This is a genomic window from Candidatus Flexifilum breve, from assembly GCF_016713355.1.
In genome coordinates, this window is sequence record NZ_JADJPI010000004.1 from 776444 (window position 1) to 802754 (window position 26311).

Consider the following 26311-nt stretch of genomic DNA (forward strand, 5'->3'; position numbering starts at 1 on the left):
TAATTGAGAATGTGCCTTACAATTCTTCTAGGGATCATTTATTTTCCGTTGTCATCTCGTTAGAGAACTCACATGGCACATAAACTGGCAATCGACTTTGGCACGACCAACAGCGTGATTGCGCACTGGAACGAAACGACTGGCGCACCCGAAGTCGTCACTTTGCCGGATATCGGCACACTGGGCGATGGCGAATACCCGCCGGTCGTGCCCTCCCTGATCTACATCCGGGACGGCCAGACCGGGGCAGTGACGCTTGGTCAGGAAGTCCGCTATCAAAAGCTGGACTTGCAGAAAGATAATCGTCTGTTTCGCAATTTCAAACGGGGCATTGTCACCTCGCCTGCACCCGAACCGCGAACGATCGACGACAAGGTCTGGGGCGACAACGACGCGGGCAAAACCTTTGTCCACACCTTACTCAGCGCGCTCCCCTATAGACTCGACGAGCTGGATCAGTTGGTACTGACCGCGCCCGTCGCATCCTTTGAAGGCTACCTCGCGTGGCTCAACAACATGTTCGACGAAGTCACGCAGAACAAAATCCGCATCGTCGACGAATCGACGGCGGCGGCGCTCGGCTACGCCGTGACCAAACCGGGCGCCATCGTGCTGGTCTTCGACTTCGGCGGTGGCACGCTCGATATCTCACTGGTCGAACTGCCGGAGAGCCGCGAGAAGACGGGTGGCCTGCTCAAACTGCTGCGGCGCAACAGTACCGCCCACCACACTGCCAAGGTCATCGCCAAAGCCGGACGCATCATCGGTGGCAGCGACGTCGATCAGTGGATGGTCGCGGATGTGCTGGAAAAGTCAGGGCTGTCAATCAAAACGCTGGGCAAGGATTACCCGCTGCTGCTCACCCGCTGCGAGACGGCCAAAATCGAACTCTCGACGGAAGAGAGCACGTCCATTCTGTTTGAGGCGGGCGGTCGCCCCTACAGCGTGTATTACACGCGCGAAGACCTCGAAAAGCTGCTGGAAGCCAATGGCTTTTACACTGCGCTCCGCCGCGTCGTCGACAAGGTGATGCATGTTGCCCGGCAGCGCGGCATCTTCAAAGAAGACATTCACTACGTGCTGCTGGTCGGCGGTACGTCGCTGATGCCGTCTGTGCAAGCGACGCTCAAAAGCTACTTCACCGATACCGCCGTGCGCGCCGATAAGCCGTTCACCGCGGTCGGCGAAGGGGCGCTGCAAGTCGCCGCCGGGTACGGGCTGGAGGATTACCTCGTGCACAGCTACGGCATTCGGCATCTCGACGAAGCGACCAACACGCACAGCTATGACGAGATCATCCCGATGGGCAGCCGCTACCCGACGGAAACACCGATTGAAGTGTTGCTCGGCGCGGCGCACCCTAACCAGCGCGATGTTGAATTTGTCATCGGCGAAATCAACACTGACTCGGTCGCCATGATCGAAGTGAAATACGAAGACGGCCAAGCGGTTTTCGTCGCGCAGGCCAACACCCAAGGTCAGCAGATCGTCCAGCTGAACCCCGACGCGACCACGCTCGCCGCGCTCATCCCGCCCGGTCAACCCGGCGGTGATCGTTTGAAGGCTGAATTCAGCGTGGATGCGCGGCGGCAGCTCCGGGTGACCGTGACCGATCTCCAGACCAGCCGGAAGCTTTTACAGGATGTTGTGGTAGTCACACTGCATTAGGAAAGACTTGGAAATGACGACCCAAATCACGGGGCGTGAACCCCGCCTCTCTTTGCAGACGAACGCGCGCGGCGAGCAGCGTCTGTCGCTGCGTAAGCTCGCCAGCATGCTCAACATCCTGCCACCCGACGCCGTGTCGCTGCCCGCGCTCGACGAAATGCTGCGCAATGAAGAGTTTTACGTGCGCTACAACGCCGCGCAGATGCTCGGTCGGCGGGGTGACCGCGAAGCCCGCCTCATCATGCAGAACGCGCTCAATTCAGGCGAAACGCCGACCCGCGCCAGCGTCGCCCGGCATCTCTACGGCTTCTCGTGGTTTTCCGCGGAACCGCTGCTGCGGCAGGCGCTCAAAGACCATGATACACGCGTGCGCGAAGCGGCCATCTATGCGCTCTGCGACCTGCGCGAGCTCAACGCGTATCAATTGATGACCGAAATTCTCAAAGCCGAAGGCGATGACGTCAAGATGGCGGCAGCGTGGGGCTTGCGCAACAGTCAGGACTCGGCGGCGGTGCCCGTCCTCGAAGCCGTGCTCTCCGCGGAAGACCCGGAAGTCCGCATCAAAGGGTTAGAAGCGCTCGGTCAGAATGACACGCCGGAAGCGATGCCCGTTGTCCGGCAGGCGATGAACGACCCGGATCCCGACGTGAAATACGCGGCAACGCTGAGCTTGCTCGAACTGGCGGGCGAAGGCTGGCTGCAGGAACTCTCGGGCATCATCGGGCGCACGACGGGCGTCACGCGCCAGCAGATTCTGCGCGGCTTCTTCCACGCCACCAATTACCTGAAGATTGATGTCGCCAAGACCCAATCTGCCGATCTGCTGATCGACGCGCTGGAGACGGCCCTACTCGACGATATGGACGATGTGCGGATGGCCGTCGTTTGGCCGCTGGCGTGGATGCGCCATGACCGCACCCCCGGCGTCCTCAAGCGCGCCTATCTGGTCGAACAGAGTGAAACCGTCAAAGCGCATATGGTGCGGGTGGCTTCCAGCCTCATGTCCGATGCTGCCGACGAAATTCTACAGGATGCCCTCAAACATAGTGGGCGCGTGCGCCAAGTCGCTGACCAGATCATGCAGGATCGCGGCGGCCGTCCGCCCATCAAGTATGAAACGAGCGCCATGCACGCGAGTGCGGGAGTGTAAACAGTGCCGGAGGCTCAAAGCCTCCGGCGTTATTCTCATCTACACCTGATGATGCACCTGTAAGCTGCGCACCTTGAGCGGTTTCTTGCGCAGCGCGCGCACCGCTTGCACGACCGCTTGCGCCGCGCTCATCGTCGTGATGATCGGCACGCCGTACAGATGCGCTGTCCCGCGAATCAGCCCGCCGTCGTAATGCGCTTGACCGCCGCGCGGCGTGTTGATGATCAGGTCGATCTTCCCGCGCGGATCAGATCGACGACATGCGGCGATCCATCGCTCACCTTGTTGATGGGCTCCACCGGGATGCAGAGTTCCGTCAAATAGTCCGCCGTACCTCGCGTTCCAATCAGTTTGAAGCCCATGCCATGCAAATCCCGCGCGATTTTTGTCACCGCCCCGCGGTCAAACGGGTTCACGCTGATGAAGACCGTGCCTTCCAGCGGCAAGCGTGTGCTGGCGGCCATTTCGGCCTTAGCGAAGGCGTGCCCAAAGCTTGAGGCGTGCCCCATCACCTCGCCCGTCGACCGCATTTCGGGGCCAAGTCGGGCATCAACGCCGGGGAACTTCTGGAACGGCAGGACGGCCTCTTTGACGAAGAAGCCATCGACTTCAGGCTCTTCTTCAAAGCCGAGATCCGCCAGCGTCTTCCCGGCGGCGATCTGCGCGGCGTAGCTCGCCAGCGGCACACTCGTCGCCTTGCTGACAAACGGTACGGTGCGGCTGGCGCGCGGGTTCACTTCCAGCACGTAGACGATCTCGTCCTTGATGGCGAACTGGATGTTAAATAACCCCTTCACGCCCAGCGCCAAGCCAATCTGTTCGGTGTACTCGCGGATGATTTCCACGTGATACTGGCTGATTTTGTAGGCCGGCAGCACGCAGGCCGAGTCGCCGCTGTGGATGCCCGCTTCTTCAATGTGCTCCATGATGCCGCCGATGGTAACGTGGTCGCCGTCGCACAGCGCGTCCACATCGAATTCAAACGCGTCGTCGAGGAACTGGTCGATCAGCACGGGATGCCCTGTCCACTGGATGTGTTCGTCAATCCAGCGCACCAGCATATCATCGTCGAACACAATCGCCATGCCGCGCCCGCCGAGCACATAGCTGGGACGGACGAGCACCGGGTAGCCGATCTTGTGCGCAACGGCGAGGGCTTCCTCGCGGTTCATGGCCGTATCGCCGGGCGGCTGCGGAATGTCCAACTGCGCCATGAGCGCATTGAAGCGCTTGCGATCTTCGGCGAGGTCAATCGTATCGACCGATGTGCCCCAGATCGGCGCGCCCGACTCATGCAGCGCGCGGGCGATATTCAGCGGCGTCTGCCCGCCGAACTGCACCAGCACGCCGTCGGGCTGTTCGCGATCGACGATGTTCATCACGTCTTCAAAGGTCAGCGGCTCAAAATACAGGCGATCCGCCGTGTCATAGTCGGTGCTGACCGTCTCCGGGTTGCAGTTGACCATGATCGTCTCGTAGCCCAGTTCTTTGAGCGCGAAACAGGCGTGGACGCAGCAGTAATCGAACTCGATGCCCTGCCCGATGCGGTTGGGCCCCCCGCCGAGGATCATGACCTTTTTGCGGTCGGTCGGGAAGGCTTCGTCGTCTTCCTCGTAAGTTGAATACAGATAGGGCGTGTGCGCTTCAAATTCCGCCGCGCACGTATCCACACGGTAGTAGCTGGGGATGACGCCCGCCGCTTTACGCGCCGAGCGGATCGTCAACGGCGGCGTGTGCAGAATCTGCGCGAGATGCGCGTCGCTGAACCCGTAACGCTTGAGTTCGAGCCACTCGGCAGCGCTGAGCTGATCGACGTTCCGTTCGCTGATTTGGTCGCGCAGGTCGTCAATGTCGGCCAACTGGGCGACGAACCAACTATCGAAGCCCGTTTTCTCGCGACTTCCTGCGGCGTCACACCCTGACTCAGCGCGGCGGCCACCTGAAACAAGCGCTGCGCGGTCGGCAGTTTGAGCGCCTCGGGCGCGGTCTGCGGCAGTGTATAGCCGAAGCCCAGCATACCGATATCCAACGAGCGGATGCCCTTTTGCAGCGCCTCGGCGAACGTGCGGCCAATCGCCATGACTTCGCCGATGGCCTTCATCTGCGGGCCGAGCGTCTGATCAGCACCGGGGAACTTGGCGAAGTCCCAGCGCGGGATCTTCACCACCACGTAGTCGAGCGACGGCTCGAAGCTGGCGGGGGTCACGCGGGTGATATCGTTGGGGATTTCGTCGAGCGTGTAGCCGACGGCCAGCAGCGCTGCGATCTTGGCAATGGGGAAACCGGTCGCCTTGCTGGCCAGCGCCGACGAGCGCGACACACGCGGGTTCATCTCGATCACGTACACCTGCCCGTCGGCGGGGTTGACGGCGAACTGCACATTCGCGCCGCCCGTCGCCAAGCCGACCTTATCCAGCACGATGCGCGCCATGTTGCGCAGGCGCTGCAATTCCTTGTCGGTGAGCGTTTGCGCAGGCGCGACCGTGATGCTGTCGCCCGTATGCACGCCCATCGGGTCGAGGTTTTCGATGGTGCAGACGACGACAAAGTTGCCCGCCACGTCGCGCATCACTTCCAGTTCGTACTCTTTCCAGCCGAGCACGCTCTTTTCGATCAAGACCTGCCCGACCGGGCTGAGCTTGATACCGCGCTCGGAGATTTCGCGCAGTTGGGCTTCATCAAACGCTACACCGCCGCCCGAGCCACCGAGCGTGAACGATGGACGGATGAGGCACGGGTAGTTGAGCGTTTCCGCCGCAGTCAGCGCTTCTTCAACCGTGCTGACGATCTCGCTCGGCGGGCAGCTCAAGCCGACTTCGACCATCGCCTCTTTGAACAACTGGCGATCTTCGGCGAGGTCGATGCTTTCCAGCACCGCGCCGATCAATTCGACGTTGTGCTTGGCGAGGATGCCGCTTTCCGCTAGCGCCTTGGACAAGTTGAGCGCCGTCTGCCCGCCGACCGTTGGCAGCAGCACATCTGGCTGTTCCGCTTCGATGATGCGTTCGAGCATTTCCGGCGTGAGCGGTTCGACGTAGGTCGCATCCGCAAATTCGGGATCGGTCATGATGGTCGCGGGGTTGGAATTGACCAGCACCACGCGGTAGCCCTGCGCGCGCAGCACCTTGCACGCCTGCACGCCGGAATAGTCAAATTCACAGCCCTGCCCGATGACGATGGGACCAGAGCCGATGACGAGAATCGTCTTGATGTCAGTTCGTTTTGGCATAAGCTCACTTCGTAAGGGCGCTCTGGAACTCGTCGAGCATGAGCCAGACCGCGATTGCTGCCGTGCTGAACAAGACACACGCGCCACCGATCAGCAGTGTGATGGTGAGCCGCGGGTGTTGGCGAAACCAGTGTCTGCTGTACCAACCCCCGCCGATGAGCGCCACACCTGCCGTGAACAGCAGAATTGACGTTGCATCAGGGAGGGTCGGCGCGGCAGAGGTCGTCATACGCTGACTGTGCCCTTGACTCGATTCACGAACTCGTCAAACAGATAGAGCGAGTCATGCGGGCCGGGTGCGGCTTCCGGGTGATACTGCACGCTGAACGCGCCGAGTCCCTCGTGGCGCAGCCCTTCAATCGTGTTGTCGTTCAGGTTGATGTGCGTGACTTCCGCGCCGCCGAGATCGCTGTCCGGCGTGACCGCGAAGCCGTGATTATGCGAGCTGATCTCGATCACGCCCGTGAGCAGGTTCTTGACGGGCTGGTTGCCACCGCGATGCCCGAAGCGCATCTTTTCCGTCTTGCCGCCCAACGCCAGCGCCAGAATCTGATGCCCGAGGCAGATGCCGAAGATCGGCACTTTGCCGAGCAGACTGCGCGTGTTGTCGATCATGCTCGTGACGGCGGCGGGATCGCCGGGGCCGTTGCTCAGGAAGACGCCCGCCGGATGTATGGCGAGCACCTGATCGGCTGGCGTGGTCGCCGGGACGACGGTCACGCGCAGCCCGCGGTCGGTCATCATGCGCAAAATGTTCTTCTTGATGCCCGTGTCATAGGCGACAATCAGCGCGCCGTTGGGATCATAGGGATGGTTAACATACCAACCGGGGTCGCTCGTCTGTGTCCAGTTGTACGGTTCGGCGCACGTCACATCATCGACGAGATTCCAACCAGACATATCCGGCGACTGCCGCGCGATGTTGACCAGTGCCGCCGCGTCTTCCGCTGCCTCACCGTGCGCGATGGCCGCGCGCATCACGCCCTTTTCGCGGATATGGCGCACGAGCGCGCGCGTCGCCACGTCCGAAATGCCGATCACGCCGTGCTCGCGCAGGTAGCCGTCGAGGTCGCGCTGCGACCGCCAATTGCTCACTACCGGGGAGAGCGAGCGTACAACGAAACCCGCCACCCACACTTTATCCGACTCGACGTCCTGCGGGTTGATACCCGTGTTGCCGACGTGCGGCACCGTCAGCGTGACGATTTGCTTGTGGTACGAGGGATCGGTCAATATTTCCTGATACCCGGTCATCGACGTGTTGAAGACGAGTTCCCCCGTCTGCACCCCATCCGCGCCGAAGCCCGTCCCGGCGAACGTCCGCCCGTCTTCCAGTGCGATCAATGCTTTCATTCGTTGTCCTCAATGTCATTGTAGGGACGCGCTTCTGCGCGTCCGCCGCCATCTAAAAAACGGACGCCAAGAATGGCGTCCCTACAAGGTCGTCTAGCTTCGGTAGTGCCCGTTGATCGACACATAGTCATGGCTGAGGTCGCACGTCCACACCTTAACGGCGTTACCACTCGTCAGGCCGCAGTCGAGATCAACCCGGATTTCCGTCCCCTGCATGATGGCGGTGGCCGCGGCTTCGCTGTACCCGGTCGGCTCACCGTGCGCGATGAGCTGCACGGCGTCACCACCCTTGAGTGGCGCAATCGACAGGCTGAGCTGGCCCGCGTCGAGCGTCACGCCCGCGCGTCCGGCCGCAGCCAGAATGCGTCCCCAGTTAGCATCCGCGCCGTAGAACGCGGTCTTGACCAGCGGCGAGGTCGCAATCGTGTTGGCGATCTTGCGGGCGTCGTCCTTATTCTGCGTGCCGCTCACCGTGATCTGGATGAACTTGGTCGCGCCTTCACCGTCGCGCACAATTTCGCGCGCCAGCAATTCGCAGGCCGCGCCGAGCATGATCTCGAACTGTTCCAACGCCGCCGGGTTATCAACGGTCGCGCCGCTCGCGCCGTTCGCCAGCACTAGAACGGTATCGTTAGTGCTCGTGTCACCATCCACAGCAATGCTGTTGAACGTGCCTTCGTTGACGCGCTTGAGCACCGCATCGAGATCGGGCTGGCTGATGGCCGCGTCGGTGACAATCACGCTGAGCATGGTCGCCATGTTCGGCGCAATCATCCCCGCGCCCTTAGCGATACCACTCAAATGGGCTTCTTTGCCGTTGATCGGGAAGACGAAATGCACGGCTTTCGGGCGTGTATCCGTCGTCATAATACCTTGCGCCGCGCTCAGCCAGTCGTTGCCGAGTGCGTCGGCGGCGAGCTCAATGCCACGCGCGATCTTCTCCATCGGCAGCTGCGTGCCGATCACACCCGTCGACATGACGAGCACACTATCAGCGGGCACGCCGAGCTTATCGGCGGTGAGCTGCGCCATCTTGTGCGCGTTCTCGATGCCCAACTGCCCGGTGCACGCGTTCGCGCACTTGGTATTGACGGCCACCGCACGCATCCCGGCCGAGTTGGCGGCGACCTTCTCCATGTCGACCAGCACGGGCGCCGCCTTGACCTGATTGGTCGTGAACACACCCGCCACCGTGCATGGGGTCTCGCTGACGATGAGCGTAAAGTCAAGCGCGCCATCCGCTTTGAGTCCCGCACTTACCCCGGCAACTTTAAACCCCAGCACCGATAAGTTTTCGGCTTCCACTGCCTCTCCCCTTTTTGCGAAAGATTTCACAAAACCCTCAACCGAGCTTACAATGTAGTTGTGTGCGGTTCAGCTTTCAGAAAGGAACGACTCCATGAAACTTGAACGCAGACTCCTCGTCTCTCTACTCATCCTGCTCACCCTGAGCGTCAGTTTTTACCCCCTCAGCGCACAAATCGCCCCACTGTCACAGTTTGCGCGCACCTTGGATGGGACCATTTCCGTCCATTTACCGGCTGGTTGGATGTCCCAAGACACGGCAACGTCCGTTTTCACCTCCGCATTCGCCTTTGGCGACAACGCCGCCTCGCTCCAGGAACTGCTCGGCACCTTGACGGGCGGCGAAACCGCTTTGACCACCCCGCACAGCAACGGCTTGATCGGCATTGTTGATACGCGCTTGACGAGTGGGCTGTCCACCCAACTGGCGATCACCTCGCTGCTGCAAGGCATCATTCAAGACTTGACCCCGCAAGGGGCGCGCATTCTCGAACAGCAGTCGACGCTGCTTGGCGGTCAATACTCGGCGTCGCTGATTGTAGTCGAAATCCCCGCCCGCAGTGCCAAAGGTTTTGTCGGCGTATTTGAGACACCCCTCGGCATTGCCGAAGTCAGTCTCGGGGCTGTACCGCAGCGCAACTTTGACAGCCTGCGCCCACAGTTGGAAGCGATCCTCAACAGCATTCGCATTCCAGCAGAAGAAGCGACCGCAGTTCAGCCCCCGGCTGTCGAGCCGAATCCGGTGGCACAACCCATCGAAACAGCGGGCGGCCTCATTCGCAGCCCCAATCATCAGTTTTCGGTGGGTCTGTCCGCCAATTGGATGAGCCACAGCGCTGCAATCGAAGGCTTTGACGATGTGGTCGCCTTTGGCAGCACCCAGGCCGCCGCAGATGCGATTACAACCCTGATCACCGATGGTACGGGCATCGAGACGTTTGCGGGCGTTGGCGGTTTGATCGGTGTCGTCGACACTACGCAGTTGGACGCCACGCAAGTCACCGCAGCCACGATTGCACCGTTGATGCAGCAGCTGCTTGCCAGCATCGAGTCGGGCGAAGTGCAGGTCATCGTGCAGCCCGCTGATCATACCTTCGGCGGTGCGTATCCCGGTCAATTGGCGCTGACGAGCATTGGCTATCTCGGTGTGTTGTTCGCCAATCAGCAGTTCGTCATCGTGCTGGTCGTGACCGACGCGCTCGACGCCCATCAAGCGGAGATGCTGGCGATTATCGAAACGATCCGCATCCCGGCGGCTGACGTTGGCAGTGTCGCGCCGCTGATCAACGAAACTATCACCGTGCGCGCCGCGCAAGACAGCCTGTCGGTGGAACTCCCTGCGAACTGGGTCACGCTGGACTTTGTGGCGACAAACGACGCCTTCGCCTTTGGCGACAGCGATCAGGCGGCGCAAACCCGGCTCGCCTCGGCTAATCCCCAACTGGCGGAAAGCGGAGCCATCAGCGGCCTCGGCGGCTTGATCCTGCTCTACGATGCCGCCGCCGTGAACCTTGATCCCGCGCAGCCCAACTTGACTGCCCTGATGGATCAGGTCGTGAGCGGACTGCAAGGCCAGGGTTATCGCGTCATCGAAGCCGCGCAACCTGTAACTATCGGCGCAAACACTGGTTTGATCGTGCAAATTGCTGGCACGGAACAGGGCTATCTCGCGCTCGTGCTGTTTGGCGACCAACTCGCCTACATCACAGCGACGGGAACGCCGAACAATTTCGCGCGGAACGACGCGCTGCTGCTCGGCATCCTCCAATCGATCCGCGTCCCGGCCGCAGCGGCAAGCGGCGGCTTGGGTGGTCTGGGCGGAGTGGGCAGTAATGCCACGCCCACGCCCCCCGGACTGGGCGGGTTGGGCGGAAGTTAAGCACGTGTGGGGCGCAGATGATCCTCTGCGTCCCACCCTGTTCCTGAATAATCACCTTTAGGCCTGCTCCGCGAGAATGGTGGTGAGGCGTTCAACCAGACGATCCACATGCTGCTTGGTGGCGATGAGCGGTGGCACAAACCGAATCGTGTTCACGCCTGCGCTGACCATCAGCAGACCCTGTTCATAACCCGCTTCGACGACCGAAGACACGTCTTTGGTCAGTTCGAGACCGACCATCAAGCCACGCCCGCGCACTTCCTTGACCAGCGGGCTGTTGATTTCGCTCAGGCGATCGCGAGGTATTCGCCCGTCTCGGTGACCTGTGCCAGAAATTCCGGTTGACTGATGCGGTCCAGCACGTACTTGGCGACGCCCGTCACGAACGGGTTACCGGCGAAGGTCGAGCCATGATCGCCGGGGTGAATGTGTGACGCAACCGCTTCCGTCGTCAAAATCGCGCCAATCGGCAGACCACCCGCCAGCGGCTTGGCCAGCGTCATAATATCCGGCGTGATGCCGCTCTGGGTATGCGCCCACAGGTCGCCCGTGCGTCCCATGCCGCACTGCACTTCGTAGAACACCAGCACCGCGCCATATTGATCGCACAGGCGGCGCAGCGTCGCGAGAAACTCGGGTGACGCGTCATAAATGCCGCCTTCGCCCTGCACTGGCTCGACGAACACCGCGCACGTCTTGGCACTGATGGCCGCTTCCGCCGAGGCAATGTCGTTGAATTCAGCCAGCACAGCGTCGGGCATCAGCGGCTGGAAGGCCTTCTGATACTTTTCTTTCGGCGTGAGCGCCAGCGACCCCATCGTGCGCCCATGAAAGGCGTGGCTGAAGTGGACGATCTGCGTTTTGCCGGGGACGCCGCTGTCCGCGGCGACCTTGCGCGCAAACTTGATCGCACCTTCGTTGGCTTCCGTGCCGCTGTTGGTGAAGAACACGCGGTCGGCGAACGACTTCGCGCACAGCGCCGTCGCCAGTTCGGCCTGCGGTGCGGTGTAGTACAGGTTACTCGTGTGGATCAAGCCTGTCGCGGCCTTCTGGATCTCAGCGGTGAGGCCGGGATCGCTGTAGCCGAGCGCGTTGACCGCAATGCCCGCGACCCAATCGTCGTAGGCTTTGCCAGAATTGTCGTACAGCGTCATCCCCTCCCCGCCGACCAACACGAACGACGGGCGCTTGTACGACTGGACGATGTGTGTGTTTTCCAGCTCTATGATCGGATGAACCACCCCTCTTACCCTCTTTCTGCTGACTGCTGCTTGATAAAGTCCGTCCAATGCAATTGATTTTCGACCCATGCGGGCAAATCTCTGCCCTGTTCGATCCATCCGTTATTCGCTTCATAACGGACGGTCGCTAAACACCATCCCAAAATCTTCTCCGCCGTGTCTGCGCTGATCTTGCCCGAAAACAGCACATGGAGCACCAATTTGCGGCTGTACTCCGAGTCGCGCACGAGGGCGTTGTACATCAGGTGATGCAGCTCGTGACAGTTCGCGCACAACTGGATGGTCACCCGATTCTCGCCGTGCATGGCGATGTCCCACAGGTGATGCCGGTGCGATGCCGGATAGCCACACGCCGAACACGCGGTCACGCGTTCGCGGTAGGTCGGGCGGCGGCGCACCTTAGACCGGCGGTACTTCTGCAACCGGTAGAAGTCCAACCAGTGATCGAGTACCGCCTCGACGTCTTCGCTGTCGTCCGCGAACACCTTCTCGAACGACTCGACGATCTCACCCGCCTGTTTCTCGCGGTACAGCTCGCGGATCAATTGGTAAAGGGCTTGCTTGCGTTCCTCAGACACTGCACCACGCTTTCCACCCAACCTTCTCATCAAGGACTGAGGACTGAGGTTAAAGGACTGAGCAGGTGTCTCAGTCCACAGTCCTTAGTCCTCAGTCCAGTTTTTCAGCGAATACCGTCCCGCCGCCGCTGGACAAGCCTTTCAGGTTCGTGATCACCGCCTGTGCTACACCTTCGGCCAGCGCCTCAAGCGCCGTCTTGACCTTCGGGATCATCCCGCCGAAGATCGTCCCATCGGCGATCATCTCGCCCACCTGATTTGGCGTCAACTGCGGAATAACGACGCCATCTTTGAGCACGCCTTCGACGTTGCTCACGAACACGAGCTTCTCGGCTTCCAGCGCCGCCGCCACCGCCCCGGCGACATGATCGGCGTTGACGTTGAAGTTGCTGTCTTCGCCCAGGCAAATCGGCGCGATCACGGGCGTGACGCCCTGATCGAGCATGTCGACCAGCAGATCGACACGCACGGCGGTGACTTCGCCCGTGTAGCCCATATCGACGGACTCGTGCGTCATCTTGTCCGCGCTGACGAGCCCGCCATCGACGCCGCTCAAGCCGACCGCATCGATCCCGGCATTCACCAGTGTACGCACGATGCGCTTGTTGACCGTACCGCACAGCACCATTTCGACCAATGCCAGCGACTCGGCGTCGGTGATGCGCAGCCCGTCGACATAGCGCGGCTCAATGCCTAACCGGGTTTGCAGCGCCGTGATCTCTTTGCCGCCGCCATGCACAATCACGACAGGCGTGTCAAAGTGCTTCAGTGTTGCAGCCAGCTCGGCCAGAAAATCCGGGCTGTCGAGTTCGTGACCGCTGATCTTAATGACAATTGGTGCAGGCATTAGGATTCACCTTATCTCTGTCTTTGCCCTCCCCATCCCTCTCCCGATTCAGAGGGCAAGCAAGCGCTGTTTGCTCCCCTCATGGGGGTCGGGGGGTGGAAATTACAATAGAGCTGTCGTCTCGTCGTAGCCGTACATCAGGTTGAAACACTGCACCGCCTGCCCCGCCGCGCCCTTGCGCAGATTATCGGTCACGCTGGTGATGTGGACATAGCGATCGGTGTTCGGCGTGATGCTGATGGCCGCCTTGTTGGTCTTAACCACATGCTTCAGTGTCGCCAGCTGGCCTTTGGGCAGCACATCGACCAGCGGCTCATTGGCGTAGGTCTGCTCGTAGAGTGCCTGCACCTCGGCGCTGGTATGGCCGGGCGCGAGTTCGACGTAAATGCTCGCCATCAAGCCCCGATCCACGGGGAGCAGGTGCGGCGTGAAGATCAGCAGCCCGGCGTTCCGGGTTGATCTTCTTCATTTCCTGCTCAATTTCACCGACATGGCGGTGTGCCCGCCCGACACCATACGGCGAGAAATTACCATACACTTCGACAAAGTGGGTATTCGGCTTCGGTTCACGTCCCGCGCCGCTCACACCCGATTTGGCGTCTACGATGATCGGGCGCTCGTTGACCAGCCAGTTGGCGCGCAGCAGCGGGTAGATGCCGAGGAGCGTGGTCGTCGGGTAGCAGCCCGGCGCGGCGATGCGGTCGACGCCGCGCAGCGCCTCACGGTTGAGTTCCGGCAGGCCGTAGGGTGTCGGCAGCAGTTCGGGATGCGGATGGGGGTGGCTGTACCACTTCTGGTAGAGTTCGGGCGTATCAAGGCGCAGATCGACCGACAGATCGATCACGCGGACATTGTGGGCTTCGGCTTTCTTCGCGGTCTGCGCAGAGACACCGTGCGGCAGCGCGAGAAACACCGCGTCAACGCTTTCCAGCGGCGCGTCATCCGGCTTGATGTAGCGCAGGTTCGTGAACGGGACGGCATCGCCCGCGTACGTGCCCGATGTGGCGAACACCAAATCGACACACGGATGCTGTGACAGGATTTCGACCGCGTCCTGCCCCGCGTACCCCGATGCGCCGTAAACACCGACGCGGACTCGCTGCTGCTGCATGTATTTCCCCTTTGTGCTCACCAAGCGCGTCTCAGCGCGCCACTTCGTGCCCAATGCATAAAAAATCCCCCTGCCTCTCGTCTGAGGTCAGGGGGATTGCTTTGGCTTCGCGGTCGTGTCTCGTTACGCCTAACGCAAAAATCCCTGCGTGACCTCAGTGGTCTGCGGGCTGCGACGGCGACGACGGATTTCGGGTAACGAGACGCTGTACATTGTTCACCTTAATGAATGCGCGAAAAATATAGCGCATCCCTGCACCGCTGTCAACTGGTGTTTCGCGATCAAAAATCTGGTTGATCCAACGCTTGGTGGTACACTCTGGGAGCGATTGCAGAAATGTTTTTTGATAGGAGTTCTGATGCCAAAACGCTTGTTACTTGTACTCGCCCTGCTGCTCGCGCTGGCTATCCAGGTGAGCGCCCAGGCTGACCCCATTACGCCAGATCTCATCATTGACGACTTTGAAGCAGGCGTGCCGCTTGTGCTGGATGAGAGCAATACCGCGGTCGGTTTTGTACCGTGGGGCAGCGAACCGGGCAACGTGGTGCTCTCCGCGCGGCAAATTGTCGGCGCATCGACCTACGCCCTTCCTACCACAATGACCACCGCCAACACCGTGCTCGCGCTCGACTATGACATCGGCAGTTGGGGCGGCTTTACGCATGCCTTCACCGATGGCGCGGCTTGGACGAGCATGGATTGGACGCCCTACAGCGCGCTGACCTTCTGGCTGTTCGGCAGCGCCAGCGGTGCGCAGATTCAAATCGATCTGTTCGACAATCGCAGCGCCACCCAACCCGGCGATACCGCCGAACGCTACTTCTACCGCATCCCCGACGATTTCAGTGGGTGGCGGCAGTTCGTCATTCCGTTTGAACTGTTCCAACGGCGCACCGACTTCCAGCCCGGCGGCGCGCCCAATGACGGCTTAGGATTGGATGCGGTTTCGGGGTATGCAGTCGGTCTGCCCGCCGGAACAGGCACCGTGTTGCTCGATGATATGGGACTGGTGACCGACAGCGGCAGCGATGTGGTCATCTGGCAGGGTGAGGAAGTGGTTGTCGCTGCCGCGGAACCTGAACTCGATTTGGAGGCTGAGAACTTGTGGAATTCACGCGAATGGACACTGCTGTGGTCGGATGAATTCGATGGCGCGGCGGGTACACCCATCGACACGACCAAATGGACGGCGGAAATCGGCGGGCACGGCTTCGGCAACAATGAATGGGAGTACTACACCGACCGTGTCGAAAATGCCTCTTTGGATGGTGACGGCAACCTCGCCATCGTCGCGCGGCAGGAAACGCTACCCGACACCACCTGCCACTATGGGACGTGCCTCTACACCTCCGCCCGCCTGATCACGAACGACAAGTTCGAGTTCACCTACGGGCGCGTCGAAGCGCGCATCAAGCTGCCGTTCGGTCAGGGGATCTGGCCGGCGTTCTGGATGCTCGGCGGCAACTTTGAGACGGTTGGCTGGCCGAACAGCGGTGAACTCGACATTATGGAATACATCGGACGCGAACCGAACACGATCTATGGCACGGTGCACGGCCCCGGCTATTCGGGCGCAAACGGCATCGGCAGTTCGGTGCGCTCCGATACGCCCTACGCCGACGATTTCCATGTCTACGCGGTCGAGTGGGACGAGGACGCGATCCGCTGGTATGTCGACGGTGAGCTCTACCACATGCTCACGCCCGCTGATGTGCGCGGCAACCCGTGGGTCTTCGATCACGACTTCTTCATCCTGCTCAACCTCGCCGTGGGCGGTAACTGGCCGGGCTATCCCGACGAAACGACACAGTTCCCGCAGACCATGCTGGTCGACTACGTGCGCGTGTATCAACTAGCCGGCGAATAGCGATTTATGATTTATATTGTAGGGGCGCACGGCCGTGCGCCCCTACCCTCTGCTCAGGCTTGTTCCGTACACGCCTTGAGCATCAACCGCAGGTTGTAGTTCAGCATGTTCTCCATCTCCCACGCGATCTCCATGCGCGGCAGAATATCGTGGTGGTAGCGCAGCGCGGTGTACAGCGGCGCGATGATCTCCGCCGCAGCGTACGCCTCTGTGCTGCCGAGTTCACCCCATTCGCTGAGATACGCCTGCACTAAGCGATCTTTAGCGCCGGGTACATCCGGCAGGTCAGCGCTGATTTCCGCGAGGAAGAACGCGACGTCGAAGAACGGATGCGCGACGGCCGCGTCCGACCAGTCCGTGAACAACACGCGATCATCCTCGGTCTGCACAATCTGGCCTGCCCAAAAGTCGCCATGCGTGAGCGTCGAAAGTTCCGCCTCCCGCAGCCGCTCCACCGCCGCCGCGATCTTTGGCGCAGCGGCGACAAGCTGGGCGCGCTCCTCGGCGCTGATTGGTTGATAACCCCGGTTCAGCGTATCCTCGTCGCTCAGCAGTGCTCGCCAGCGTGCCTCAATCCACGTCAAGTCACGAATAGGCACCCCCGTGTCGGCGACGAGCCGTGGCATAGCGGCGGGGGTCGCCTGCTGAAACCGCGCATACTCCCGGAGCGACCGCTCCCACAACGTGATCTCGCGCTTGCTCTCAGCAAACAGCGACACGCCACCGTAGTCCGCCATAACGAACCAGTGCCCTGGTTCAGCCGCGATGATTGCCGGGACGCACTGCGGGAACGCCTGTGCCAACCACGCCGACAACTGCGGTTCATGAGCAAACATCGGCGGCACGAGTTTGAGGTAGGCGGTCGTGTCGGTGATCTGCAAGCGCCAGATCGCCGAGCGCCCCCACGAGCGGACCTGTTCTAAGTGAGTCCCCGTGCCGAACCGATCATGCATGGTCTGTGTGATCTGGTCGGAAAAATCTGGGCGATACCACGGGACGCGGTGCGGATGTTCGGTCACCAACCATGCCAAAGCTGCTTGCGCGGCTGGCGACGCACGGTCGGGAAATGTCCACGCCGCGTTGGGCGGGAGATCGCCGCCGCGGTACTGCATCAGGTAGGTGAAGCGCGTGTCATCGCCCCACTCGGTTTGCGTGACACGGATCGTGATCACTTCAATACCGAAGGCGGTTTTTAGCGCGCGGTTAGCTTCGGCACACGCCTGCCAGAAATGAAAATCATGAGAAACTTGGGGGAGAAGACCATCGATCAGCAGTACACTGTGGTCACTGTCGAGGACGATAAACACGTCAGTATGCGTCATGCTTAAATCCTTTGGCTGGTTTTGGACGAATCAAAGCAGGGGCGAATGCCCGGTCAAAACCGATGAGAAGCGTTCCAAAGGATCAGTTAACGAATCACGTTGCGACCTCCTTGACTGCACCTCATTCTACCGGGATTTTGTTCGAAATTGCATAGATCACGCCTTTGCCCGCTTGACGCTCCCTATGGCCGGGGTTAGCATCGAAGTTGTGAAGCACAGATCGAGATACCACGACTCATGATCGAAGCCAAAGGCTTAACCAAACGCTACGGTGATCGTCTCGCCGTAGATGGCATCAGTTTCACCGCCAAACAGGGCGAAATCGTCGGGCTGCTCGGGCCGAACGGCGCGGGCAAAACCACGACCATGCGTATGCTCACCGGGTTCATGCCGCCGACCACCGGCAGCGCCCAGATCGCCGGACACGACATCGTCGAGGACTCGCTGGAAGCACGGCGGAATGTCGGCTACCTGCCGGAACGCGTCCCCCTCTACCCGGATATGACCGTGCGCGGCTATGTGACCTTCTGGGCGAAGCTGCGCGGCGTCAAAGCGAGCAAACCCGCCGTCGATGCGGCGCTCGCCCGCTTTCACCTGACCGACCGCCAGAATCAACTCGTGCGCCACCTCTCCAAAGGCTTGAAGCAGCGGCTCGGCTTGGCGCAGGCGCTGGTGCACAACCCGCCCGTGATCATTCTCGACGAGCCGACCATCGGCATCGACCCGCAGCAGGTGATCGAAGTGCGCGACGCGGTGCGGGCGCTCGGTCAAGATCACACGGTGCTGTTCAGCACGCACATTCTGAGCGAAGCGGAACAGGTCTGCGACCGTGTTCTGATCATCAACCACGGCAAAATTGTCGCGCAGGGCAAACCCGCGGATTTGCGCCGCCAACTCCAACCCGGTTCGACGCTCTATGTGGTCACGCGCGGTGCAGACAAGAAGAAAGTGCGCGACTTGTTGGCCAGCGTCGCCGGTGTGACCCATGTCGAGGGCAGCGGCGACGGCTTCACGGTTAAGGCGAACACCGACGTGCGCGGCGAACTCTCGGCGCACATCAGCGCGGCGGGTGTGACCTTGCTGGAAATGCGCCCGGTCACCACCTCGCTTGAAGATGTGTTCCTCGAACTGGTGAAGGAGGGCTAGCCATGGCGACATGGATTGTGTTCCGCCGCGAAGTCGGGCAATATTTCGCCTCTCCCTTTGCCTACCTGATCACGGCGGCGGTGCTCGTGCTGACCGGGGTGCTGTTCAACAGCGACCTGCAGGGCAGCATGACCCTCAAACCCGCCGAACCCGCGCTCGTGCCGCTGGTCATGTCCTTCACGATGATCTTCTTCGCGCCGCTCCTGACCATGCGCCTGTTTGCGGAAGAACGGCGTGAGGGCACGCTCGAACTGCTCATGACTGCGCCCGTCACCGATGCCAGCATCGTGTTCGGCAAGTTCCTCGGCGCGTGGTTCTACTTCACACTGCTCATGATCCTCACCTTCATCTACCAGTTCATCCTGTTGAGCATCACGCAGCCCGATATCGGCGCGGCGATCAGCGCGTATGTCGGCATCTGGTTGTATGGCGGCGCGACGCTCACCGTTGGTATGCTCTTCTCCGCCATGACCGAAAACCAGATCGTTGCGGCATTCCTGAGCATGATCGTATTGTTCCTCATGTGGATGGGCGATCAGGCGGGGCAAATTGTCGCCAACATCGATGTCGCCCGCGTCGTGCGCGCGCTGTCGCTGCAAGGCCACTTCTCGACTTCGTTCGCCTCCGGCCTCATTCGCGCCGAAGACATCGTGTATTTCGCCGGAATCATCACCGTCGTGCTGTATGTGACGATCCGCGTCATCGAATCGAACAGGGTGCGCTGATGCAGAGACAACCGATCATCATCCGGCGCGGGCATATCGCCACGCTCGCCAGCTACATGGGGGTGGCCGCGCTCATCGCCGCCGTCATCGGCTTGATCTGGCAAGGCGGCGTGACCCCCTACATCATTGCCGCCTTCGTCCTCGGTCTGGTTGGCATCGTCCTGTGGGCCGTCATGACGCCGACCGAATTCCGCGCCTTCATCACCGGGCGCGGCATGCGCTTCGGCACGGTCACCGTGTTTTCGACGCTCATGCTCATCGGCATCGTCGCGCTCGCCTTTTTGTTCTTTCAGCGCGGCGCGCTCACGCTCGATCTCACGCAGGGGCAGCGCTTCACGCTCAGCGCGGAGACCGAAGGCATTCTCCGGCGCCTCTACCGCCCCATTCGTATCACCGGGTTTTACACCTCCGACTACCTGCCCACCCGCGAAATCGATGATCAGTTCTTCCGCCTGTACGAGACGGCCTCCGATGGACTAGTCACCCGCCTGTATATTGATCCTGACGAACAGCCCGCGCTGGCGTCACGCTACGGTGTTGAAGAAGATGGACAGGTGTTCGTCTCGTATTTGAACGACGATGGCTCGGTCGATTTCAATACGCTGGCGCGGGTACCGCGCACGGCCAATCAGGAACGCGACATCACCCAGGCGATTTTGCGCTTGCTGATCTCCGGCTCGATTCGCGTCTACTTCGACACGGGCAGTGGCGAACGGGATCCGCTCGACAGCACGCAGGAAGGCGTGTCTGGCATCAACGCGGGCATGCAGGAGAGTGGGCTCGTCACGTTACCGCTCGATTTGAGCGACATCGCCGCGGCGAACGGCGATATTCCCCGCGATGCGGGCGCGGTGCTGTTCGTGCGTCCGCTCACCGACTTAACCGATGCCGAAATCGCCGTGGTCGACCGCTATCTGGCGCGGGGCGGCGCGTTGTTCATCATGACCGATGTGCTCTACAACGAGGATCCCTTCCTCAAGCAGGACGGCGCGTTCAACGCCTATTTGTGGGCCAACTACGGCATTCGCGCGCTCGACGCCGCGGTGGTCGAATCGCCAGATACGAGCGGCGAAACCCCGCTCGACATCATCGCTGCCTATGTCTACACGGCGACCTCGCTCGGCGAACGGCTCGATCCGGCGGAGAACCCGCTGCTGTTCAGCGTGGCGCGCGCCCTGCAAGTGGATCTCGAAACCGCGCCCGCCGACATCGCCAACGGGCAGATTACGCTGTCATCAGAGGTCAGCTATGGCGAAACCGACCTGCGCACGCTCGGCGATACCAACACCTACAGCTATGACCCCGCGACCGACCTGCCGCCGCAGTTAACCACCGTCGTGTGGTCATGGGATCAGACGACCGGGGCGAAGATCCTCATGGTCGGGGACAGCAACTTCGTCAGCAACGGATCGGTATTGGCGGCGTCCGGCAATGGGGTACTCTTCACTGACGGCATCGCGTGGCTGACGGGCATGGACGAGCAAATCCGCTTCGGCGTGCAGGGTTACAGCGCGGGCGTCCCGCTGATCTTCATCGACAGCGCAACGCTCGACCTGATCAGCTTCATCACGTTGATCATGATGCCGGGTGTGGTGCTGGTCGCCGGGCTGGCGATCTGGGCGCGGCGGGTGCGCCGATGAAACGCGACCGTCGTTTAATGGTGATCTTCGCGGTGGTCTTCGTTGTGCTGGCGGCGCTGGTCTTGCTCCAGTCGCAGCCCACCGAAGAACCGTCGCCGTATGCCGAAAACCGTGTATTCAGCGGCTTCGCGGATACTGATGTTCAGGCAGTCCGTCTCAACAGTCCCGGTGAAGGCTTGACGTTTGTGCTCAACCGAGCGGTCGACGGCACGTGGACCGCTCCCGAGGCCAGCGGCATGCTCAACACACCGGTCGCTGACCTGATCGCGCGCACCATGATTCTGCTGCCGTACACGTCCACGCTGCAGCCTGAAAGCGACCTGAGCGTGTACGGATTCGTGCCGATTGCGGGACTAACTGTCGAATTTGTACTAACTGATGGCACAACGCATGGGATCGTGGTAGGCTTTCGCAACCCAACGGAGACCGGCTATTATGCGGCGGTGGACGAACGGGTAGAAATCTATATTTTGGAGCGTGCCGCCGTAGATTTCCTGATCAGTGTATTAAGAAATCCGCCAGTTGCTTGACAGATTTTTTAATACTCGATATTCTGTTTGATCGCAGTTAGGGACAGGCAGGCTCTACATCTCCTGCCTGTTATCTTGTTAGTCAGCCGTCCTCTTTTGCGTCATAATCTTAGTTTAGACGTAAGATTCTTCGTGATACTTCGTCTAATTTATGTTCTGTAAACGACGGTGTATCGCGTGTGGTGCATAGTGTATGCTTACGGTAATGGTACAGAAAGACGAACTCCGTAACCAACTCATCGAGAAAGCGCGTAAGCAAGGCAACAGCCTCAGCTATGATGACTTGCTGGCCGTTTTCCCTGATGCCGAACGCGACATCAGCTTGCTTGATGACGTCATGGAAGAACTGCTCGATGCAGGCATCGACGTCGTCTCTCAGAGCGAACCAGACCCTCGTTCCTTGTATAACATGGGACAGAATGGGGATGTCGATATGGGATTGGATATGGTGGAGGAAGATGAATCCGACCTCGTGTTTTATCGGGATGACGATTTGATCGAGGATTTGGGTTATCAGCAAGCGCTCGACAGCGATGACGTTGTCGGACTCTATCTGAAAGAAGCGGGTCGCGTACCGCTGCTCACCGCAGACGAAGAAGTGAGTCTTGCCAAGCGAATGGAAATCGGCAAGCACGCTTCGGACATTCTCGCGGAGCGCGGCGACGAACTGCCGCTCGATGACGTGTACACCTTGCGCGAAAAAGTCGCCGATGGCGAAGCCGCGCAGGAACATCTCGTCCGGGCGAATGCTCGTCTCGTGATCAGCGTCGCCAAGAAGTATATCGGGCGTGGCGTGCCGTTCCTTGACCTCATTCAAGAGGGCAACATCGGCTTGATCCGCGCAACCAACAAGTTTGAATACCGGCGTGGCCATAAGTTCAGCACGTATGCGACGTGGTGGATCCGGCAGGCCGTGAGCCGCGCTGTCGCCGATCAGGGACGCACGATTCGTGTGCCCGTCCATATGGGCGATCAGCTTAACCGGATGCGCCGCGTGCAAATGCGCCTGACGCAAGAACTAGGCCGCGAGCCGTCGATTGACGAACTGGCAACCGGGATGGAAACGACGCCCGACAAGGTGGAAAACCTGCTGGAAATCGCGCGCCGCCCGGTCAGCCTGGAAACGCCCATCGACGAAGAAGGCGATTCGACCTTCGGCGATTTCGTCGAAGATGTGACCAGCCCCGCCCCCGCCGAAGAAGTGGCGACCAACCTGCTCCACGAGCAGTTGAACGCCGCGCTCGACCGCTTGCCCGCCCGCGAAGCGCAAATTCTGCGCCTGCGCTACGGTCTCGAAGACGGTCGCGTGTACACTTTGGAAGAAGTTGGGCAAGCGATTGGCGTCACGCGCGAACGCGTGCGACAATTGGAGGCTCAGGCGCTTAACCGCCTGCGTCAGTCGTCCGCGCATGTCATTCTGCGCGATTATCTCTACGAGGAGTAGACCCGCGTGCGCGCTACCCGAGGAATGCTGGTTGGATCACTGGCGCTGATCGCGCTGGGGATCGTCTTACTGCTGCAAAACTTCCTCCTGCTCGCGGATTTTAATGTGGGAGCCTTCGCGCCGTTGATCCTCGTGATCCTCGGCGCGATCATCCTCCTGCGCGGTGACCTGCTTTCGGGTGGGGAAGCCCGCACGTTCGGCATTACGCGCGGCAGCGTCGAACGCGCGACGCTGGAAATCAGCGCGGGCGAAATCGACGTGAGCGCGCAGCCCCTGCAGCGCGAAGGCCGCTTGATCGCCGGACAATATGCGGTTAACAGCCGCCCCGCCCTCGATGTTCAGGACAATCACGCTACGCTCCTTATGAATCGCGCGGCCACCCCGTGGCTGTCGTTCGCCGATTGGTCAATGAACCTCGCGCACGACCTGCCGTGGACGCTGCTCGTGAGCACGCACCTTGGCCAAGCCAATTTTGACCTCACCGGGTTGATCGTCCAGCGTGCCGTGATCGCGACGGGTTTTGGCGACATTCGCCTCATCGCCCCGGCTGAAGCCTTTGAACCGCTCATCCTCAAATCGACACTCGGCAATATTCAGGTACTGGTCCCGACCGGGGTCAATGCCCGCGTGACCGTGAGCGGCGCGCGCTTCTTCAAGATTCACGTCGATGACAACCGCTACACCCGCGACGATGCTGCTGGCGCCTACCTCGCCCGCGAGGGTGATGGTCCGCTGGTGGACATTTATGTCAGCGGGACATTCGGGGACGCTTACCTTGCATGAGTACCCCTACCCCTTTTCAAATTCGTGACGGCTTAGAGTCCGATCTCCCGGACGCCTTGGCGCTGGATCACAGCTTCGAGACGGATACGGTCTGGCAGATGACCATCCGGCAGGAAGAAGGCTGGCACATCAGCTTCCGGCGTGAACGCCTGCCCCGCGTCATCGAAGTGGCGCACGAAGCCGACGAAAAACGCCTGCGCAGTATGCTCCCCGGCAACCAATGCTTTCTCGTAGCCACCCGCCGCGACGACAGCAGCGTCATCGGCTATTTGGCGATGCGCCGCGACTACCTCAACCAGATCGGCTTGATCACTGACATCGTCGTCACCCGGTCGCACCGCCGCATGGGCGTGGGCGCGCGCCTCGTCGCCATTGCGGGCGTGTGGGCGAAAGAGCACGACCTGACCCGGTTGATCATCGAAACGCAGACTAAGAACTACCCGGCGATCCAGTTTTGCCAGCACAGCGGCTTCGCCTTCTGTGGCTATAACGATCAGCAATTTCGCAATCGAGACATCGCGGTCTACTTCAGCCAATCGCTGCGGTAAGGGTGCAACGTGCAGGAAACGCTCGCTTATGCGCTGGAACTGATGAATGAGACGCTCGCGGCGGCGATTGTGGTGATCGCGGCCTCGCTGGCGCTCTACAACCTCACCCGCAGCTTCGACAACCGGGTGGCGCGCACGTCGGGCATTGTGCTCGGCTTCATGACCATCGCCTATCTGGTGGATACTTTCACGGCGTTGGGGCCAACACCGGGCACGTATCAGGCGATGCTGCGCGTGCAGTGGATCGGCATTGCTTACATGCCGGTCGCGCTCTATCACCTCTCCGACGCGCTGCTCGCGACCACGGGCCTGCCCTCGCGTGGCCGCCGCAAACGCGTGATCCGCATCCTGTACGCGATCAGCACGGTGTTTCTCATTGCGGCGGCGTTTACTGACACCCTGCTCACGCCCGTGCGTCTGATCCCGGAATTCAGCACGTTTGGCCTGGTGTATGGCGTCAAAGCCGGCCCCGTGCTGCCCGCCTACCTCGTTCACTTCTTCGGGGCGACGGTCGCCGCATTCATCAATGTGCAGCGCGCGCGTAAACGGTGCCTCGCCCGCTCTACGCGGCGGCGTATGGGCTATTTACAGGTGGCAATGCTCACGCCCGCCTTCGGCATTTTCCCGTTCAGCCTGCTCTTAGGCCAAGGCAGTGAGTTCACGCTGACCGGGTTGTTCCTCGTCAACCTGACAAATGTGATCGTCGTGTTCATGCTGCTGTTCCTCGCCTATCCGCTCTCATTTTTCGGCTCGCGCATCCCTGACCGCGTCGTCAAGGTCGACCTCATGCGCTTCATTCTGCGCGGCCCGGCGACGGCCTTGCTCGCGCTGGTAGTGATCACCTTCACGGCCCCGGCGACGCGCATCCTCGGCCTGCCCGGACAGGACTTCATGCCCTTCGCGGTGGTCGCCGTTGTGCTCGGCTGGCAGTGGGGCATCGCGCTGGCGCTGCCCTTCCTCGAACGCCGTCTGGTCTACGGCGGTGAGGACGCCGATCAACTGGAAAAGCTGCAGAACCTGAGCGAACGCCTACTCACCCGCTCCGACCTGCTCCAACTGCTCGAAGCGACGCTCTCGTCCACCTGCGACTATCTACGCGTGAACAGCGCGTTCGTCGCTGGGCTGAGCGACAGCGCGCCCGAGGTGATCGCCGCCGTCGGTTCGATTCGTCCGAGCGCCGCCCTCCTCGCCGAGGAAACTGCCACCATTGACCAACTGCTGCGCAACGGCGTCGACGAACTGCACATCGCCACGTGGCACACCTATTGGCTCATGCCGTTGTACAGCCTGCGCAGTGACACCAGCGAACTGGTCGGTTTCATGGGGATTCAGGCGCGTGCCGTCGAAGTCGATCTCGACGAAGATGACGCGGCTATGCTCAAAACCTTCACCCGCCGCGCATCCGGCGCGTTGGATGACATGCGTCTGCAGACCGATGTCTACGCCGCGCTGGAAGGCTTGCTGCCGCAGATTGTGCTCACGCGCACCGCCGCCGCTGAGCTCGAATACGCGCAGGGACGCGACGGGACAGCGCCCAAAGCCATCGACGTGGACACAGAGCAGTTCCGCGAACAGGTACGCGCCGCACTGCGCCATTACTGGGGCGGTCCTGGCCTCTCCAGCAGCACCCTCCTCGATATGCAGATCGTCAAAGATGCTCTGCCCGCCAATGATAACAATGCCGTGCGCGCGCTGCGCAGCGTACTCCAGCAGGCGATTGAGCGGCAAAAACCCGACGGTGCGCCGAAATCGACTGCGCCCGAGTGGATGATATACAACATCGTGCAGATGCGCTTTGTCGACAAAATGAAGGTCCGCGAAGCCGCCTACAAACTCTCGATGAGCGAACCGGACTTTTACCGCAAGCAGTTGATCGCCGTGTATGCCGTCGCCGATACCCTCCTTGCTATGGAAACCGAACGGCTCAACGGCACAGCGGACTAAA

The 26311-nt window shown here is 60.8% G+C and carries 20 protein-coding genes and 2 pseudogenes; 12 read left to right on the top strand and 10 right to left on the bottom strand.

The genetic code is table 11. The features are described from left to right. Positions 1 to 72 precede the first annotated feature (72 nt). Both IPK17_RS04270 and IPK17_RS04275 read left to right on the top strand, forming a co-directional pair. On the top strand, positions 73 to 1668 hold the full coding sequence (locus IPK17_RS04270) for an Hsp70 family protein (RefSeq protein WP_343416425.1): 1596 nt from the start codon (positions 73 to 75) through the stop codon (positions 1666 to 1668). Between the two features lie 13 nt (positions 1669 to 1681). Beyond that, positions 1682 to 2818 (top strand): HEAT repeat domain-containing protein, encoded by a 1137-nt coding sequence (locus IPK17_RS04275; RefSeq protein WP_343416426.1) that lies wholly within the window; start codon positions 1682 to 1684, stop codon positions 2816 to 2818. A 39-nt stretch (positions 2819 to 2857) separates the two neighbouring features. On the opposite strand, the pseudogene carB reads toward IPK17_RS04275, so the two are convergent. The 4 genes and pseudogenes from carB to argJ all read right to left on the bottom strand — a co-directional run bounded on the left by carB (position 2858) and on the right by argJ (position 8705). Next, positions 2858 to 6047: pseudogene (gene carB, locus IPK17_RS04280) on the bottom strand (carbamoyl-phosphate synthase large subunit). Positions 6048 to 6051: 4 nt separating this feature from the next. After that, the gene (locus IPK17_RS04285) at positions 6052 to 6276 is read right to left on the bottom strand and encodes a hypothetical protein (protein ID WP_343416427.1); all 225 of its coding nucleotides are present in this window, start codon (positions 6274 to 6276) and stop codon (positions 6052 to 6054) included. Next, complete coding sequence (gene carA / locus IPK17_RS04290) at positions 6273 to 7400, bottom strand: glutamine-hydrolyzing carbamoyl-phosphate synthase small subunit (protein WP_343416428.1); 1128 nt, start codon at positions 7398 to 7400, stop codon at positions 6273 to 6275. The genes IPK17_RS04285 and carA overlap by 4 nt, the downstream gene beginning before the upstream one ends. A 93-nt stretch (positions 7401 to 7493) precedes the next feature. Continuing rightward, a complete protein-coding gene (gene argJ, locus IPK17_RS04295; protein ID WP_343416429.1) occupies positions 7494 to 8705 on the bottom strand; it encodes a bifunctional glutamate N-acetyltransferase/amino-acid acetyltransferase ArgJ in 1212 nt (403 codons plus the stop codon). A 94-nt stretch (positions 8706 to 8799) separates the two neighbouring features. Here argJ and IPK17_RS04300 point away from each other — a divergent pair, with 94 nt between their 5' ends. Continuing rightward, a complete protein-coding gene (locus IPK17_RS04300; protein WP_343416430.1) occupies positions 8800 to 10584 on the top strand; it encodes a hypothetical protein in 1785 nt (594 codons plus the stop codon). 57 nt (positions 10585 to 10641) lie between these two features. Here IPK17_RS04300 and IPK17_RS04305 read toward each other — a convergent pair. The 5 genes and pseudogenes from IPK17_RS04305 to IPK17_RS04325 form a co-directional block, all read right to left on the bottom strand. Further along, positions 10642 to 11924: pseudogene (locus tag IPK17_RS04305) on the bottom strand (aspartate aminotransferase family protein). After that, positions 11831 to 12403, bottom strand: a complete 573-nt coding sequence (locus tag IPK17_RS04310) for a hypothetical protein (protein ID WP_343416431.1) — start codon at positions 12401 to 12403, stop codon at positions 11831 to 11833. Before IPK17_RS04310 ends, IPK17_RS04305 begins: the two are co-directional and overlap by 94 nt. Positions 12404 to 12494: 91 nt before the next feature. Next, complete coding sequence (gene argB / locus IPK17_RS04315) at positions 12495 to 13250, bottom strand: acetylglutamate kinase (RefSeq protein WP_343416432.1); 756 nt, start codon at positions 13248 to 13250, stop codon at positions 12495 to 12497. Positions 13251 to 13352: 102 nt separating this feature from the next. Next, entirely contained in the window at positions 13353 to 13646 is a 294-nt protein-coding gene (locus IPK17_RS04320) for an Asd/ArgC dimerization domain-containing protein (RefSeq protein ID WP_343416433.1), read from the bottom strand. Further along, the gene (locus IPK17_RS04325) at positions 13564 to 14361 is read right to left on the bottom strand and encodes an Asd/ArgC dimerization domain-containing protein (protein ID WP_343416434.1); all 798 of its coding nucleotides are present in this window, start codon (positions 14359 to 14361) and stop codon (positions 13564 to 13566) included. Before IPK17_RS04325 ends, IPK17_RS04320 begins: the two co-directional genes overlap by 83 nt. 358 nt (positions 14362 to 14719) lie before the next feature. Here IPK17_RS04325 and IPK17_RS40975 point away from each other — a divergent pair, with 358 nt between their 5' ends. Beyond that, entirely contained in the window at positions 14720 to 16228 is a 1509-nt protein-coding gene (locus tag IPK17_RS40975) for a family 16 glycosylhydrolase (protein ID WP_502748375.1), read from the top strand. A gap of 53 nt (positions 16229 to 16281) precedes the next feature. Here the strand turns inward: IPK17_RS40975 and IPK17_RS04340 are convergent, their stop codons facing one another. After that, positions 16282 to 17550 carry a phosphotransferase gene (locus tag IPK17_RS04340; protein WP_343416435.1) on the bottom strand — a complete coding sequence of 423 codons (1269 nt, stop codon included), beginning with the start codon at positions 17548 to 17550 and terminating at the stop codon, positions 16282 to 16284. A 237-nt stretch (positions 17551 to 17787) separates the two neighbouring features. On the opposite strand from IPK17_RS04340, the gene IPK17_RS04345 reads away from it, so the two are divergent. The 8 genes from IPK17_RS04345 to IPK17_RS04380 all read left to right on the top strand — a co-directional run bounded on the left by IPK17_RS04345 (position 17788) and on the right by IPK17_RS04380 (position 26310). Then, the gene (locus tag IPK17_RS04345) at positions 17788 to 18696 is read left to right on the top strand and encodes an ABC transporter ATP-binding protein (protein WP_343416436.1); all 909 of its coding nucleotides are present in this window, start codon (positions 17788 to 17790) and stop codon (positions 18694 to 18696) included. A gap of 2 nt (positions 18697 to 18698) precedes the next feature. After that, on the top strand, positions 18699 to 19421 hold the full coding sequence (locus tag IPK17_RS04350) for an ABC transporter permease (RefSeq protein ID WP_343416437.1): 723 nt from the start codon (positions 18699 to 18701) through the stop codon (positions 19419 to 19421). Next, positions 19421 to 21061: a DUF7088 domain-containing protein gene (locus tag IPK17_RS04355; RefSeq protein ID WP_343416438.1), complete on the top strand. Its 1641-nt coding sequence runs from the start codon at positions 19421 to 19423 to the stop codon at positions 21059 to 21061. The genes IPK17_RS04350 and IPK17_RS04355 overlap by 1 nt, the downstream gene beginning before the upstream one ends. After that, positions 21058 to 21591, top strand: a complete 534-nt coding sequence (locus tag IPK17_RS04360; RefSeq protein WP_343416439.1) for a hypothetical protein — start codon at positions 21058 to 21060, stop codon at positions 21589 to 21591. The genes IPK17_RS04355 and IPK17_RS04360 overlap by 4 nt, the downstream gene beginning before the upstream one ends. 193 nt (positions 21592 to 21784) lie before the next feature. Further along, positions 21785 to 23035, top strand: coding sequence for a sigma-70 family RNA polymerase sigma factor (locus IPK17_RS04365; RefSeq protein WP_343416440.1), 1251 nt, complete (start codon positions 21785 to 21787; stop codon positions 23033 to 23035). 6 nt (positions 23036 to 23041) lie between these two features. Beyond that, positions 23042 to 23818, top strand: a complete 777-nt coding sequence (locus IPK17_RS04370; protein ID WP_343416441.1) for a toast rack family protein — start codon at positions 23042 to 23044, stop codon at positions 23816 to 23818. Further along, complete coding sequence (locus IPK17_RS04375; protein ID WP_343416442.1) at positions 23815 to 24366, top strand: GNAT family N-acetyltransferase; 552 nt, start codon at positions 23815 to 23817, stop codon at positions 24364 to 24366. Before IPK17_RS04370 ends, IPK17_RS04375 begins: the two co-directional genes overlap by 4 nt. A gap of 9 nt (positions 24367 to 24375) precedes the next feature. Further along, positions 24376 to 26310: a hypothetical protein gene (locus IPK17_RS04380; RefSeq protein WP_343416443.1), complete on the top strand. Its 1935-nt coding sequence runs from the start codon at positions 24376 to 24378 to the stop codon at positions 26308 to 26310. The last annotated feature ends 1 nt before the right edge of the window (position 26311 follow it).